Origin of the sequence: Bacteroides sp. 1_1_14, from assembly GCF_000162515.1 — a bacterium.
GTDB lineage: Bacteria > Bacteroidota > Bacteroidia > Bacteroidales > Bacteroidaceae > Bacteroides > Bacteroides thetaiotaomicron.
Genome location: NZ_GG774709.1, coordinates 217,574 through 234,473 on the forward strand (window position 1 = coordinate 217,574; position 16,900 = coordinate 234,473).

General features: G+C 43.3%; 10 protein-coding genes. 7 read left to right on the forward strand and 3 right to left on the reverse strand.

Translation table 11 applies throughout. The annotated features are described in order from the left end of the window. Positions 1 to 45 precede the first annotated feature (45 nt). From HMPREF9007_RS05845 to HMPREF9007_RS05810, 7 genes are all read left to right on the forward strand, one after another. The gene (locus HMPREF9007_RS05845) at positions 46 to 1,689 is read left to right on the forward strand and encodes a DUF6377 domain-containing protein (RefSeq protein ID WP_008762911.1); all 1,644 of its coding nucleotides are present in this window, start codon (positions 46 to 48) and stop codon (positions 1,687 to 1,689) included. Between the two features lie 209 nt (positions 1,690 to 1,898). Beyond that, entirely contained in the window at positions 1,899 to 4,904 is a 3,006-nt protein-coding gene (locus HMPREF9007_RS05840; protein WP_008762912.1) for a TonB-dependent receptor, read from the forward strand. Then, positions 4,904 to 6,439, forward strand: coding sequence for a RagB/SusD family nutrient uptake outer membrane protein (locus tag HMPREF9007_RS05835; protein WP_016269250.1), 1,536 nt, complete (start codon positions 4,904 to 4,906; stop codon positions 6,437 to 6,439). The genes HMPREF9007_RS05840 and HMPREF9007_RS05835 overlap by 1 nt, the downstream gene beginning before the upstream one ends. Before the next feature lie 58 nt (positions 6,440 to 6,497). Next, on the forward strand, positions 6,498 to 7,988 hold the full coding sequence (locus HMPREF9007_RS05830) for a glycoside hydrolase family 30 beta sandwich domain-containing protein (RefSeq protein ID WP_008762914.1): 1,491 nt from the start codon (positions 6,498 to 6,500) through the stop codon (positions 7,986 to 7,988). 22 nt (positions 7,989 to 8,010) lie between these two features. Continuing rightward, positions 8,011 to 10,014 carry a DUF5125 domain-containing protein gene (locus tag HMPREF9007_RS05825; protein ID WP_032850621.1) on the forward strand — a complete coding sequence of 668 codons (2,004 nt, stop codon included), beginning with the start codon at positions 8,011 to 8,013 and terminating at the stop codon, positions 10,012 to 10,014. Between the two features lie 17 nt (positions 10,015 to 10,031). Next, positions 10,032 to 12,326 (forward strand): glycoside hydrolase family 3 C-terminal domain-containing protein, encoded by a 2,295-nt coding sequence (locus HMPREF9007_RS05820; protein ID WP_008762916.1) that lies wholly within the window; start codon positions 10,032 to 10,034, stop codon positions 12,324 to 12,326. Positions 12,327 to 12,792: 466 nt separating this feature from the next. After that, entirely contained in the window at positions 12,793 to 13,245 is a 453-nt protein-coding gene (locus HMPREF9007_RS05810) for a hypothetical protein (protein WP_008762918.1), read from the forward strand. A gap of 507 nt (positions 13,246 to 13,752) precedes the next feature. Here HMPREF9007_RS05810 and HMPREF9007_RS05805 read toward each other — a convergent pair. From HMPREF9007_RS05805 to lepB (HMPREF9007_RS05795), 3 genes are read right to left on the reverse strand one after another with little or no spacing between them, the layout of a single operon-like run. Next, positions 13,753 to 14,382, reverse strand: a complete 630-nt coding sequence (locus HMPREF9007_RS05805) for a WbqC family protein (RefSeq protein WP_008762919.1) — start codon at positions 14,380 to 14,382, stop codon at positions 13,753 to 13,755. 42 nt (positions 14,383 to 14,424) lie between these two features. After that, a complete protein-coding gene (gene lepB / locus HMPREF9007_RS05800) occupies positions 14,425 to 15,363 on the reverse strand; it encodes a signal peptidase I (RefSeq protein WP_008762920.1) in 939 nt (312 codons plus the stop codon). A gap of 42 nt (positions 15,364 to 15,405) precedes the next feature. Then, entirely contained in the window at positions 15,406 to 16,887 is a 1,482-nt protein-coding gene (gene lepB, locus HMPREF9007_RS05795; RefSeq protein WP_008762921.1) for a signal peptidase I, read from the reverse strand. Positions 16,888 to 16,900 lie beyond the last annotated feature (13 nt).

The following is a 16,900-nucleotide window of genomic DNA, read 5'->3' on the forward strand; positions in this document are numbered from 1 at the left end:
CTTGAGTGAAGAATGTCATATTTCCTACAAAACTTTAATACTCTAATGAAAAATAAATGTTTGCTGTTGTTGCTGTTTGCTTCTTTTCCGATTTTCTCATGGGCTGATGAAACTCTTGATTCACTATTGCATGTCCTTGATCAGACAATCTTGGCACATGACACTTATGTGGTACAGCGCGAATCGCGGATACGGCATCTGAAAGAGCTTGCCGGAGACGTGGCTCCTAATTCCATAGAACGCTATAATCTGAATAATCAGATCTATAAGGAATATAAAGCCTTTATTTGCGATTCCGCTATTTACTATTTAAATGAGAATGTTCGTATTGCGGGTAATCTGGGAGATACTGACCGGGAAATAGAAAGTAAGCTGCAACTTTCTCTTTTGCTTTCTTCTACGGGTATGTATACCGAATCAATTGATGTCCTGAAGTCAGTAGACCGACAGAAGGTAACTTCACATCTGATACTTGATTATTATACATGTTTCGATCATGTGTATGGTGAGATGGGATTTTATACACAAGATCAGACGTTATCTGCTTATTATCGGGAAATATCGTCAGCATATAAAGATTCATTATATGCGATATTATCTCCTCAATCGGAAGAATTTATGGTCATGCGCGAAACGTTGTTTCGTGACCGGCACAAGTATGATGAGGCCTTGGAGATAAACGACCGTCGTCTGATGGCAGCAGAGCCCGATACGCCTCAATATGCACTTGTAACTTACCATCGCTCACTTATTTATAAATATCTTGGAGATAAAATAAGAGAGAAACAGAATCTTTGCCTTTCTGCTATCTCTGATATTCGTTCTGCTATTAAAGATCATGCTTCTTTGTGGATGTTGGCTCAGTTGCTCTATGAGAATGGCGATATGGAGAGAGCTTACCAATATATGCGTTTCTCGTGGAATGCTACCAAATTCTATAATGCTCGTCTTCGAAGTTGGCAGAGTGCCGATGTGCTTTCTTTGATTGATAAAACTTATCAGGCGATGATTGAGAAACAGAACGACCGCCTTCAGCAGTATTTAGTGCTGATTACGGCATTGCTGGTGCTGCTGATTGGTGCGTTGGGCTATATATACCGGCAGATGAAGAAATTGGCTGTTGCAAGGAATCATCTGCAGACAGCCAATCATCAATTGAATCAATTGAATGAAGAATTACAGCAAATGAATGCCTGTTTGACATCTACCAATGCAGAACTGTCTGAATCTAACCAGATTAAGGAAGAATATATTGCCCGTTTTATTAAACTCTGCTCTACTTATATCAATCGGCTCGATGCATATCGTCGTATGGTAAATAAGAAAGTATCTGCTGGTCAGATAGCAGAATTACTTAAAATCACCCGCTCACAGGATGCCCTTGATGAGGAATTGGAAGAACTATATGCCAACTTTGATACTGCTTTCCTGCATTTATTTCCCGATTTTGTGAAGAAGTTCAATGCATTATTGCAAGACAATGAACAAATCATTCTGAAGAAAGATGAATTATTGAATACCGAACTGAGAATTTTTGCATTAATACGTCTTGGTATTGAAGATAGTTCACAAATAGCAGAGTTTCTCCGTTATTCGGTGAATACAATTTATAATTATCGGGCGAAAGTAAAAAACAAAGCTCGTGGTTCCAGAGAAGATTTCGAAGATTTAGTTCGGAAAATACGTTGATCGATGTTGTAACCTATCCACTTTTTAGGCCTCTTTGGTTGATATTAACTTACTGTTTATTAGTGGTTTGTCTGTTTGTATAATCCACTTATTATACCCTCATTGTCAAATCACTTCAGTTTCTTTATACTTTTGACCTGTGCTTCTGAAATAGTGGCGAAAGTCCTGTCAAGCACATACCTTAATTATAAACTTTAAAATTAATACGCATGAAAAAGAACAGGCGAAAAATCCTTTCGGGGAGTCGCAAGATTCTCTTTGCTATCTTAGCAGTATTTTTTTCTCTGAGTGCATCCGCACAACAATTTACTGCATCCGGTCAGGTGCTGGATGCACAGAAAGAACCGCTTATCGGTGTAAGTGTACAGGAAAAGGGGACAACTAACGGAGCGATAACTGATTTAGACGGTAACTTTACATTGACGGTCCGGTCCAATGCTACTTTAATATTCTCTTATGTAGGATATAAATCGCAGGAACAGAAAGCATCCCGACAGATGAAAGTTACACTTCAGGAAGACAATGAAGTACTTGAAGAAGTAGTTGTGATCGGCTATGGTTCGGTAAAACGTAAAGATGTTACGACAGCCATTTCCACTGTGTCTACTAAAGATCTTGATGTACGTCCCATCGTTTCTGCCGGACAGGCTATTCAGGGTAAGGCAGCCGGTATCTCCGTAATTCAGCCTAGCGGTACGCCGGGAGGAGAGATGTCTATTCGTGTGCGTGGTACTACTTCTATGAACGGAAGTAACGATCCGCTATATGTAGTGGATGGTGTTCCTGTGGATAACATTAAGTTTTTATCTCCGAATGATATTGAAAGCATGCAGATTCTGAAAGATGCCTCTTCGGCTTCTATTTATGGTTCGCGTGCTGCCAATGGTGTAATTCTGATTACAACAAAGGCCGGAGCGACCGGAAAGGCAAAAGTATCTCTGACAGCACAGTTTGGCTTGAACAAGGTGGCGGATAAGGTAGAATCTCTGAATGCTGCGCAGTATAAAGAGTTACAGGATGAAATCGGACTGGTATCCTTGCCTGATGGACTGCCCGACCGTACTGATTGGTTTGACGAAACATATAAGACCGGAAAGATGCAAAATTATCAGGTAGCAGTATCTAACGGTAATGAAAAGATGAAATACTATCTTTCTGCCGGATATCTCGATGAAAAGGGAATACTGGATATCTCTTATTACAAGCGTTATAATTTCCGGGTGAATCTTGAAAATCAGATTCGTAGCTGGTTGACAGTAAGTGCTAATATCTCCTACTCGGACTATACCAGTAACGGAGGGGGAGCGATGGGAACAGGAGCGAATCGTGGTGGCGTTGTATTGGCTGTTATCAATACGCCGACATATGCTCCGATCTGGGATGCTTTAAATCCGAACCAGTATTACAATAACTTCTATGGAGTTGGAAATATCACCAACCCGTTGGAGAACATGGCACGTGCAAAGAATAATAAAGATAAGGAAAACCGTTTGCTGGCATCGGGCAACGTGTTGCTTACCTTGCTGCCGGAGTTGAAGTTTAAATCAACTCTAACACTTGACCGTCGCAATGCTGTAAATACTACTTTTCTTGATCCGATTTCTACTGCCTGGGGACGTAACCAGTATGGTGAAGCCTCCGATAACCGGAATATGAATACGGTATTGACATTCGACAATGTATTTACTTACAATAAGAACTTCAAGAGACATGGCCTGGAGGTAATGGCAGGGTCATCGTGGACGGATTCAGACTACTCTAACAGTTGGATAAACGGTTCACACTACCGCAATGATCTGATACAGACCTTGAATGCCGCGAACAAGATTGCCTGGGATAATACCGGTACAGGTGCTTCTCAATGGGGAATTATGTCATTTTTCGGACGTGTAGCTTACAATTTTGATAGTAAGTACCTGTTGACGGCTAACCTGCGTGCCGACGGTTCTTCTAAGTTGCATCCTGATCATCGTTGGGGGGTATTCCCATCGTTCTCAGCTGCCTGGCGTGTATCTTCCGAGAAGTTTATGGCTGATCTGACGTGGATTGATGATTTTAAAATACGTGGAGGCTGGGGACAGACAGGTAATCAGTCTGGTATTGGTGACTATGCTTATTTGCAACGTTATAATATCGGTCGTATTGAATGGTTTAAGGTAGCGGCTGAAGGTGATACAACAGATTATGCGAATGCGGTACCGACTATCAGCCAGGCCAATTTACGGACGTCTGACCTTACTTGGGAAACGACTACTCAGACCAATATTGGTCTGGACCTGACAGTATTGAATGGACGTTTGACTTTTAACATGGACTACTATTACAAGAAGACCAAGAACATGCTGATGAACGTATCACTGCCTGCCGGTGCTGCTGCAGCTACTTCTATCGCCCGTAATGAAGGTGAAATGACTAATAAAGGTTTTGAGCTTACCATTAGTTCGAAGAACTTCCGGGGGGGAGCATTTACCTGGGATACGGACTTCAATATTTCCTTCAACCGGAACAAATTGACGAAACTTGAATTGCAGAAAGTGTACTATGATGCCAAAACTGCGGATGTAGTCAACGATTATGTAGTGCGTAATGAGCCGGGACGTGCTTTAGGAGGCTTTTACGGATATATCAGTGACGGTGTAGATCCTGAGACAGGTGAATTAATGTATCGTGACCTGAGTGGTGATGGTAAAATCTCGACTTCCGACCGTACTTATATCGGCGACCCGAATCCGGACTTTACTTATGGTCTGACCAACACTTTCTCATGGAAAGGATTTAATTTGAGTGTGTTTATCCAAGGCTCTTACGGAAATGATATCTTCAATGCTTCCCGTATAGAAACAGAAGGGATGTACGATGGAAAGAATCAGTCTACCAAAGTACTGAACCGCTGGAAGATACCCGGACAGATAACCAATGTGCCGAAAGCTAATTTCAAGTTGCTGAACTCTACTTACTTTATTGAAGATGGCAGTTACCTGAGATTGAAAGACGTTTCCTTGTCGTACAACTTTAAGGGCAAATTACTGCAGAAATGGGGAATCACCCGTCTGCAACCTTACTTTACCGCTACCAATCTGCTGACATGGACAAGCTACTCCGGCATGGACCCGGAAGTAAACCAATGGGGTAACAGCGGTACGGTGCAAGGCATCGACTGGGGTACATACCCGCATTCTAGATCATACGTGTTTGGTATTAATGTTGAATTCTAATGAAAGGAAAGACTATGAAACTAAGATATATATTTTATGGACTCACTTCCGGTTTGCTGTTCGGACTTTCTTCCTGCTCACTGAATTACGATCCGATCGATACTTATTCGGATGTGACCGAAGGTGTGACGGATACCGGTACAAAGGTGGTATTTAAAGATAAAGCGGCTGTAGAAAGTCACCTGACGACTATCTATAATCAGATGCGCGATCGTCAGGAACACTGGTATGTGGACTTGTTGCTCATATCAGATTCGCATGCGGATAATGCGTACGCAGGAACTACGGGAGCTGAGGTACTTCCGTTTGAGAACAATTCCATCGAAGGTTCCAACTCTGTGCTCGAACGTGACTGGAACCGTTATCTGGAAGACGTTGCCCGTGCCAATAAATTGATATGTAATATTGACTTGGTGACCGATAACTCTTTGACTACTGCCGAACGTGCGCAGTATAAGGCGGAAGCAATGATATTCCGTGCCATGGTCATGTTCGATATGGTACGTCTGTGGGGGGATTTCCCGGTTATTACAACAGTAGCTGATGATATTACTTCAGAAAATATCGAAGATGTGTATGAACAATATTTCCCGGCACAAAACACAGAACTGGAAGCTTATCAGCAGATAGAGAAAGATTTGCTGGCTGCCATCCAGCATGCGCCGGATAATACGGCAGGCAACAAAACTCTGTTTACAAAATCCGTAGCCCGTACTCTTCTTGCAAAGATCTATGCAGAGAAACCGTTGCGTGACTATTCAAAAGTAATCCGTTACTGTGACGAGGTGAAGGCTGATGGTTTTGAGCTTGTGAAGGATTTTAGCGATTTGTTCGGCATGAATGCTGCCGGAACGGATGCAAAAGTCCGTAATACTAAAGAATCTATACTGGAAGCTCAGTTTACTCCCGGTTCGGGTAACTGGTGTACATGGATGTTCGGACGTGACCTTGTAAACTGGAATAATAACTTCACTTGGGCAAAATGGGTAACTCCGTCACGTGATTTGATCAATGCTTTCAAGAAAGAAGGAGATCAGATTCGCTTTCAGGAATCCGTAGTTTACTATGATTGTAATTGGAGCAACTATTATCCGTCGGACAATTATCCTTTCATGTACAAATGCCGTTCGGCTAATAGCAGCATTATTAAATACCGCTATGCTGATGTGCTGTTATTGAAGGCAGAAGCATTGATCATGCAGGATACACCGGATCTGGAAGCGGCAGCTAAGATCATCGACGAAGTACGTGAACGTGCCGGATTGGGCGAATTGTCTTCATCCGTACGTAAAGACCGGGATGCGATGATTACCGCATTGCTCAACGAACGTCGGCTGGAACTGGCATTCGAAGGACAACGCTGGTTTGATCTGGTTCGTCTGGATAAGGTAGAAGAGGTGATGAACGCCGTATATGCGAAAGATTCAGGTCGCAAGTCACAGGTTTACGCCTTTGATAAGAACTCTTATCGCCTGCCTATCCCACAATCGGTAATCGATGCCAATGACAAGATTGAACAGAACCCCGGATATTGATAGAGCCGGAGATAACATCGCTTATAATGTATTTAAATAGAAAAAGAAACTAACGATTATGATAAACATGAGAAATATAGCACTGACCTTTTTAGGATGCTTCACCATATTAGCGGCTTGTAGCAATAGTGATGATGCGGAAAAACCGGTAGTACCTGTCCCCACCGGAGATGTAGCCATTTATACGACAACCAGCAGTCTGACCCGTGATTTGGCCCGTGATGCGGTTAACTTCAGCCCGAAAGACAATCTGGCTCCGACCACAATAACTTTGAATCCTGCGGAACAGTACCAGACGATGGATGGTTTCGGAGCAGCTATCACAGGTTCTACCTGTTACAACCTGTTACTGATGAAACCGGCTGACCGTCATGCTTTCCTGACGGAAACATTCTCCGACAAAGATGGTTTCGGATTCAGTTACATCCGTATTTCCATCGGTTGTTCGGACTTCTCGTTAAGCGAATATACCTGCTGTGATACGAAAGGGATCGAAAACTTTGCTTTGCAGAGCGAAGAAAAGGACTATATCCTTCCGATCCTGAAAGAGATTCTGGCCATTAACCCTTCTATCAAGGTAATTGCCGCTCCTTGGACCTGTCCGAAATGGATGAAAGTGAAAAGCCTGACAGACCGTACACCATTGGATTCGTGGACGAACGGACAATTGAACCCGGATTATTATCAGGATTATGCTACTTATTTTGTGAAATGGATACAGGCATTTAAAGCCGAAGGCATTGACATTTATGCAGTAACTCCGCAAAATGAACCTTTGAACCGTGGCAACTCCGCTTCGCTCTATATGGAATGGGAAGAACAAAGAGACTTCGTGAAAACAGCGCTCGGTCCTCAGATGAAAGCTGCCGGACTGTCTACCAAGATTTATGCTTTCGACCATAACTACAATTATGACAATATCGAATCGCAGAAGAACTATCCGGGCAAGATTTACGAAGATGCTGCTGCTTCTCAGTATCTGGCAGGTGCTGCTTACCATAACTATGGCGGCAACCGTGAAGAATTGCTGAATATACATCAGGCATATCCTGAGAAAGAACTTCTGTTTACAGAAACTTCTATCGGCACATGGAACAGCGGACGTGACTTGTCGAAGCGTCTGATGGAAGATATGGAAGAGGTAGCATTGGGAACAATCAATAATTGGTGTAAGGGCGTAATTGTCTGGAATCTGATGCTCGATAACGACCGTGGTCCGAATCGTGAAGGTGGTTGTCAGACTTGCTATGGTGCGGTAGATATCAATAACAGTGATTATAAGACAATCATACGTAACTCTCACTACTATATCATTGCTCATCTTTCAAGTGTTGTGAAGCCGGGAGCTGTGCGTATCGCCACTACCGGTTATACGGACAACGGTATTACCTGTTCTGCTTTCGAAAATACGGACGGAACGTATGCCTTTGTTCTGATAAACAACAATGAGAAGTCGAAGAAGATAACTGTCAGCGACGGCCAACGTCATTTTGCTTATGACGTTCCCGGTAAATCAGTAACTTCATACCGTTGGGCAAAGTCAAAGTAAGAACCTTAAAAGTATAAAGACAATGAAAAAAAGTATCTATATAACATTGGCATTGGCGGGAATCTTATCCATGAATTCCTGTAATGATGACGAGTTCCTTCCCGGTAATCCGAGTATGGAGATCAAGGCGGAGAATGCGGATGCCCTTTTCGGAGACAGCCTTCCGTTTATGATCAAGGCTTCGGATGTAGACGTTCCTCTTTCTACTTTGAAAGCGCAGCTTTTCTATGGAGAAGAACAGGTATCTGAAACGGTGATCCGAACAAAGACAAGTGGAAGCGACTATACCGGAAAGATTTATATTCCTTATTATGCTAATATTCCTAACGGAAAGGCGACATTGAAGTATATCCTTCAGAATATTCACTTTACTACGACGGAACAGGAAACGGAACTTACGTTGGCACGCCCGGACTTTCCTTATCTGACCCTGGTAGATGAAGAAGGGCAGGAGTACCGGATGGACAGGCAATCGATGTATCATTATAGCGTATCGGGAGACTTTTCGCAGAAGATGAAGGCGTATATCAAAACTCCGAAAGTAGGGGAGCACGGTAACGAGCTAACTTTTGGCTGGGAAGACAATACGATTGCAGTAGGCTCTACTACGTCTATCCCGTTCTCCAATACAGAGCCGGGCAATTATACGATTCAGTTTAATACTTTCAACTATGAAGCGAGTCCGTTTGCCAAATTATTGCTGAACGGAAAAGAAATGGAACTGGTAGAAAACGATGTATATGCTGTTAAACTGTCGTTAAAGCAGAATGACATTCTGACGTTCGAAGGAGTGCCTGCTTATGATGAATGGTGGATTGATCCGGACTTCTTTGAAAAGCAGGAGGATGGAACACTGAAGTTCCTGCCGATTGACGGAAGCTATCAGATTACAGCAAACGGTAAGAGACAGTACTTCTCTGTCATAGCTTTAAAAGACGGTGAAGCAGCTAAATTGCAGGATGACGGAACAGGAGCTATCTGGGCTATCGGAAATGGAATTGGCAAGCCGTCGGTATCTTTGTACGAAGTGGGATGGACGCCGGAGAATGGTTTGTGTATGCCGCAACTTACGGCAAAGAAGTATCAGCTTACGTTTACTGCCGGTGTGACTATGAAAACAAGTGATATTGACTTTAAATTCTTCCACATAAACAAGTGGGATAATGGTGAATTTAAGGGAGATGCCATCTCTACTACAAGCGACCTTGTTGAAATAACAGAGTCGGGTAACTTGAAGTTGCAGGAAGGTCAGAAATTTGAGAGAGGCGGTGTTTATAAGTTTACGGTAGATGTAACGAAAGGTAATACCAAAGCAGTACTGACTGTAGAGAAAGTAGGACAGGTAGACTTGCCGCGACCGGACATTACAATCAATGGAATGAAGCTGGAAGAAGGCAGTTCCGATATGTATCAATTGCAGATGTCTTTGACGCAGAACCAGACACTCGAAATAGGTGGCATCGAAGATCTAAATGATTGGTATGTTGATCCGGATTATCTGGTGAAGACCGGAGATAATCACTTGAAGTTCTTGCCGGTTGCCGGTAGCTACCGGGTGATGGTAAATGCTACACGCAAATACTTTGCAGTAGTACGTATGAATGGCAATAGTGAAGCCGGACTGGATGCTGACGGGCATGGTGCCGTATGGTTGTTGGGCTATGGTATGGGCTCTCCGTCTATTAAGGACGAATTTAACTGGGACTTTTCGACTGCTTATTGTGTGGCGGAAATCAGTCCGAAAGTTTATCAGTTTACTGGGAAGACTGGTGCTGAAGGCAGTACGGTTATTGGTGAACGCATACGATACGATTATATCAGTGTTAAATATCTGGGTGGAAAGTCTTGGGATCAGCAATTTCATCAAAAGAACCTGCAAATGGATCAGGCTACCCGGAACTTATTCAATGTTGATGAGGAAAATCTTGTATTGGCCTCTCCGTTGGAACAGGGAGTTACTTATGTGTTTACGTTAGATTTCACTCAGGGGATAGATAAAGGAATTCTTTCTGTTGTGAAGAAGTAAAAATACAGAAATCATTTATGAACATGAAATTTAAAGCAACGTTACTTGGCTTGTCTATAGCCGCCGTTTTACCGACTATGAATATGGCGCAGACACCAGTATATCTGGACACGAGCAAGCCTATCGAAGAACGGGTGAAAGATGCGCTGAGCCGTATGACACTTGAAGAGAAGGTGAAGATGACACACGCGCAGTCTAAATTTAGTTCACCGGGAGCCCCCCGCTTAGGGATTCCCGAAGTATGGGCAACCGATGGCCCTCACGGCATCCGTCCCGAAGTATTATGGGATGAGTGGGATCAGGCAGGATGGACAAACGATTCCTGTATAGCCTATCCTGCATTGACTTGCCTTTCTGCAACATGGAATCCCGAAATGTCTTACCTTTATGGGAAGAGCATTGGCGAAGAAGCCCGTTACCGGAAAAAAGATATTCTCCTGGGGCCCGGTGTCAACATCTACCGTACCCCGTTGAATGGGCGTAATTTTGAATATATGGGCGAAGATCCGTACCTGTCTTCCATAATGGTAGTTCCTTATATTAAGGGAGTACAGGAAAACGGTGTTGCTGCTTGTGTGAAGCATTACGCATTAAACAATCAGGAGTTCAACCGTCACACCACCAATGTTCATTTGAGCGACCGTGCTCTTTATGAGATTTATCTTCCGGCTTTCAAAGCGGCCGTTCAGGAAGGTGGTGCTTGGGCGATAATGGGAGCTTACAACCTTTATTCGTTTAGTGAAGATACCGACTCCGGTAAGCTCTATAAGACTCAGCATGCGTGCCATAATAAGCGATTGCTGCAAGATATTCTGCGTAAGGAATGGGACTTTGATGGTGTCGTCGTTTCAGATTGGGGCGGAGTACATGATACTTTCCAGGCCATTTCGAATGGTCTGGACATGGAGTTCGGTTCATGGACAAACGGACTTTCTGCCGGGACAAGGAATGCTTATGACAATTACTATTTGGCACATCCTTACCTGAAACTGATCCAGGACGGAACAGTCGGAACCAAAGAACTGGACGAAAAAGTGAGTAATATCCTCCGTCTGATCTTCCGCACTTCGATGAACCCGCATAAACCTTTCGGTTCTCTGGCTTCGCCCGAGCATGGACAAGCCGGACGAAAAATCGGTGAAGAAGGAATTGTACTGTTACAGAATAAGGATAATGTATTGCCTATTGACTTGAAGAAAGCCAGGAAGATTGCTGTTATCGGTGAAAACGCCATTAAGATGATGACTGTAGGCGGTGGTAGTTCTTCTCTGAAAGTGAAATATGAGATATCTCCTTTGGACGGCTTGAAGAACCGCGTAAGTTCACAGGCGGAAGTTTTGTATGCCCGTGGATACGTTGGTGACCCGACAGGGGAATATAATGGAGTACAGACCGGACAAGATTTGAAAGACGACCGTTCGGAGGATGAACTTCTTGCTGAGGCTGTAGAAGTGTCTAAAGATGCGGATTACGTAATTTTCTTCGGTGGACTGAACAAGAGCAATCATCAGGATTGCGAAGATTCGGACCGTGCATCCCTTGGGTTGCCGTATGCGCAGGACAGAGTGATTGGCGAGTTGGCAAAAGTAAATAAGAACTTGATTGTCGTAAACATCTCCGGTAATGCGGTTGCCATGCCTTGGGTAAATGAAGTGCCCGCTATTGTTCAGGGTTGGTTCTTAGGTTCGGAAGCCGGAACAGCTCTTGCTTCGGTACTGCTAGGAGATGCTAATCCGTCGGGGAAACTTCCTTTTACTTTTCCTGCAAGACTGGAAGACGTAGGCGCACATACACTGGGTGAATATCCGGGGAATAAAGAAGAACTGGCACACTCCAAGAACAATGGTGATACCATAAACGAAATCTATCGTGAAGATATTTTTGTAGGCTATCGCTGGGCAGACAAAGAAAAGATCAAACCGCTTTTCCCGTTCGGACACGGATTGAGCTATACTACTTTCGCTTACGGGAAACCTTCGGCTGACAAAAAGGTGATGACTGCCGATGATACCATCTCTTTCACGATCAACGTAAAGAATACAGGTACTCGTGAAGGTCAGGAAGTTATCCAGCTTTATGTCAGCGATAAGAAATCCTCTCTGCCTCGTCCGGTCAAGGAACTGAAAGGCTTCAAGAAAGTAAAACTGGCTCCGGGTGAGGAGAAGGCTGTAACGCTGACGATTGATAAAAAAGCCCTGAGCTTCTTCGATGATGTCAAACACGAGTGGATGGCAGAACCGGGTAAGTTTGAAGCAGTCATCGGAACATCATCCAGAGACATTAAAGGAATTGTACCATTTGAGTTGAGATAGGTATCCGTTTGGTAAAACTGGGGTCCTCCCCCGGTAAAACAGATTGCTGGGAGAATGTTGTTATCTTATAAAAGAGAGAGTCACAACATTCTCCTTTTTCTTTGAAACGAGTTTGGCTTGTGATTAGAAATAAGGCTTATACCTTGCATTTTACTGTGGTATATGCAATTTAGAATGAATTTCTTTTTCCTATTCTGATTTATGTCCTATCTTTGTAGTGCTCTTTTTTCAAAATCACACAAGGCTGGAAACCTGCCTTGTAATTGTGGCAGGCATTTTTATGCCTGTCCGGTTCATTCTATATGGGCGGTTTCGCACCCCCATGTAGAGTGTTAATGCACCTGCTGCCTTGTGTGAACGAGAAAAGAGCAATGGGACAGGCGGAACCGCTTCTTTTATTATCTAAAACCACCTTTCTGTTTAGCCCCGTTGAACTTAATTTATTCACCATTTAATTTAAATTCTTATGAAGGAGGTTTTAAACAACCAGCAGATTGTTTGTCCGGGGGACGCAACACAGTTCATGCATGCCATTTTTTTTTCTGATCATGAAATGATGACCTTTTATCTTACGCTCAATCGTTTTATAAATCCAGCCAGTTATTTGGTGGAACGCTCGGATCGGCAAAGACTGGAAGATTTAGAGAATGTTCTTTTTGGTAATGTAGCAGCCTTCGAGGCAGTTCATCATTTTAAGAAAATTAGTGTAAAAGATGTGATTAAAGGATTTGGTATGCATATGATGAATATGCAGGTTTCAAATGCCAATCGTATGCAAAGTGCCAATATAATGGGCTCTTTTATAGATTGTATTATCGATACTACTAAAAATAGTTGGCAATATAAACAGATGTACCGGGTCAATCATTTACATCTTGAGAATGTCAGATATTTGCTGAATCGACTGAATGAAGAGTAATCTGTTGAAGGAAATAATAGTGACCTGGTGATTATAATTTGTCTCTTTCTACAGAGTTAAAAACGTTATTCTTATTGTCACTTGTCACTTTTCAGACTTAATGTGCTGGAATTTAGCGTGATAAGGGTGATAATAGGTGGTGACAATAAGGTGATAATAGAGAAAAATCGCTTTTCTATTGTCACCTTCATAAGAGATTCTGCCTTCCTGATTCAGGTAAGCCGGTTCATTTAATAGTTTGTGCTACGTTTATTAAGCTGTTTTCAACGTTAGATTAATGTAGTACGGTCGTTATATTTCTTCGTTTCACGTCTGTAATCCCATGAGTTCATGTACGTGAACCGATGGGATCACGTACGCAGTCCCAACGGTTTACGTACGTGGAACGAAAACAGGAAGCGGACAAAAGATATTAATCAAGGCTTGTCCGCCTGTTAACCTTACCGGGATGTATGATAAGATACGTAGTGTCAGGACGTTTGATGTCTTTGTCTGGCTATTATAATGTTATTTACTTGTTAATACCAATAAACTCTCCGGTCCCATATTGAAAAGCAGGTCAATAATACTCAGATTAGGGAGAAAACCGAGTTTGGAATCAAAGACTTGGTAATAGGGATGCGGAATAAATTCTGGATCAGCTATCTGGAAATCTTTCTTAGGATGAATAATCTCGCGGAAATCTGTTTCTTCTGTTGTGAATTCCGTTTTATATTCTGAAGTTCGTTCAATGCAGGGTTGAATGTCTATCAACTTACAGACCAGCTGGCAGAGTTCCTCGTTGAAATCGGCTAAAAACTCGTATTTCTTTTCGTAGAAAGGGCGGAAGTCGTCTTTGTAATATTCAAAGTAAGGAGTACTGTTGTAGGCTGATTCGATGGCATTCCAATGCAGATGGCGCCAGTTACCGTGATCGGAAATACGTATATCCTTCATTGGACATTTCAGCGTATCCGGTTTGACGGTTGGAATGGAGAGTGCCAGTTCGCCGTCAGGTCCGGCAATCGTACAACGGTTGCGATAGGTTTGCTTTATATAATGATCGTGTTGTTCGACATATATTTTATCATATTCCAATAGTTTGGTATAATATTCTACCGGAGCAAGGTAGGCAGATGATAAATAAGCTATTCTCATTATTTTATGTACAGATGTTATGTTGAAAACTATGCATGTGAATTATTTTACAGACTGAAAGAAGCGATTCCATCGGTATCCGTCAAAGATTCCCGTTCCTTTTTCTTTAGAGAACCATATCAACGATGCTTTCCCGATGATATGGTCTTGCGGAACGAATCCGAACAGACGTGAATCGGACAGATTGACACTATTGTTGGAAGCCATCCAGTAGTAATCTTTGGTAAAAAAACAATGCTGTGTGGGTTTTCCGTCGATATAAAGCGTATCATTCTTTATTTCCGCCTGTTTGCCTTCGTGCATCACGAGGGTATTTCGCAGCAATGTGATATTCCACGGATATACTCGTAGTGCTTTCCCTTTGCCGGGAACGATGAGCGGTTTAAGCTCTTTTTCGCTTTTTTCCGTCAAAGGCTGAATCCAGTTCTGATCGCTGATCGCTTGTTCCAGTAAGTAATATTCATAGCGGCTGAAACTGCGGACATGAGTACTGTCATTACTCCCCATTAGTCCGTCGTTGGTGATGGAAAGGGTTTGCATAAGCGAAGTGATCAACTGCTCTTTGGCAGCGGGATAGGTGTAGAGCCTTTTCTTGTCCGGATTGAGTTGCGCTTCGGGAGAGGATACGGAGAAAAGGGAATCGACAAGCAGGGTATCACCGGGAGTACCGATACAACGGCTGATATAGATTTCTCTTCGGTCAATAGTCGGTTGCCCGATGGCGGCGGGATTATTAAAGACTACAACATCTTGCTTCCGGACAGATCGCTCGCACCAGCGGTGATATGAGAACAGCGACATCAGCGGAAGCCGCAGGCCGTAGCTCCATTTGTTGACCAGAATACGTTCACCCTGAAAAAGTGAATTCTCCATACCGGTGGAAGGGATAAGGCAGGATGTAAAAGCGAATCCCCGGAGCAGAAGCACGACGGCTATTGCTCCGGCGAATGCGAATATCCATTTTAATTTACGAATGTTCATCAATTTCTATCACCTTATCACTCTATCACGTCTGTATCCTTATCAGTCTACCCACTTGAAGAGGCGGTTCCAACGGATTTTTCCGTCAAACCATCCGCGGTCTTTGTCAAGTGACAGCCATACAACGATAGGTTTACCTACTACATGGTCTTCAGGAACGAATCCCCAATAGCGGGAGTCCGCAGAATTGTGGCGGTTGTCGCCCATCATCCAGTAATAGTCCATCTTAAAGGTATATTGATCGGTTTTCTCGCCGTTGATATAAATACCGTCCGGCTTGATCTCCAGTTTATTTCCTTCGTAAGCGACAATACAACGTTCGTAGATAGGCAGGTTATCTTCAGTCAGAGTGATAGTAGCACCTTTGGCGGGAATCCAGATCGGACCGTAGTTGTTACGGTTCCATTTGGTATGTAAGTTGAGCGGGTACATCTGTCCGGCATACTCTTCCGGTTCCATGACGATCTTGCTGATGAGCTTTTTGTTGCCGGATAATGTTTCGTACATTTTCTTCGTCAGCGGAAGATGATAAATAGGAGCCATCTTTCCTTGTGCATTCCGATTGTCCAGTCCGATCTGTCTGAAGGTTTCTTCCCATGAAGAATCATCATACAATGTCTGGTCTGCCTTGCTGATGCCTAATTCACGGAACATATCTTCCGTGATATACGGGCCTGTGGTCTGTACGAAGTAGTTGAACTGCAGATTTTCGGGATTCTCGATAGCCTTGCCGTCAATCATGACCTGACCGTCTACGATCTGCAGCGTATCTCCGGGCAGACCGACACAGCGTTTTACATAGTTTTCACGGCGGTCTACCGGACGATAAACGATCTCTCCGTAAACACGCGGATTCGATAGAATCTGCTGGCGACCGGCATTATAATACAAATCGTAAACAGCACGTTGCTGCTGGCGTGTCAGACTGTCCATCTCTATCTGCTTGGGATACAGGCGCTGACCTTCACCGTAAGCTATAGAGTAGAAATCTGTTTGCTGATTGTTGAGCGCTACCGTATCACCGGCAGGAAAGTTGAAGACAACAATGTCATTGAGTTTCACTTTTCCGAACCCGGGAACTCTTTTATATTTCCACTGAGGCCATTCGATATATGATTTGGTATTTAAAATAGGCAGCGTATGTTGCGCCAACGGCATGGAAAGCGGCGTATTCGGCACACGTGGCCCGTAGCTCATCTTACTGACGTACAGGAAGTCGCCTACCAGCAATGACTTTTCCAAAGACGAGGAAGGAATCTGATAGTTTTGGAAAATGTAGATATTGACAAAGTAGACAGCAACCAATGCAAAGACAATGGCATCTACCCAACTCATAACATTACGAACGGTAGGATTCTTCGATTTCTTCCAGAATGACCAGGGTATTTTCTTGGTGATATAAATATCGAAGATGAAAGGAACGACAATCAGCCCCCACCAACTGCGTACCCAGATGAGGAAGGCGAGATAAAGGAGAATAGCAATGGTGCATTTGATCCATTGTGTGCGTGTGGCTTGTCTCATAATCTATATTCGT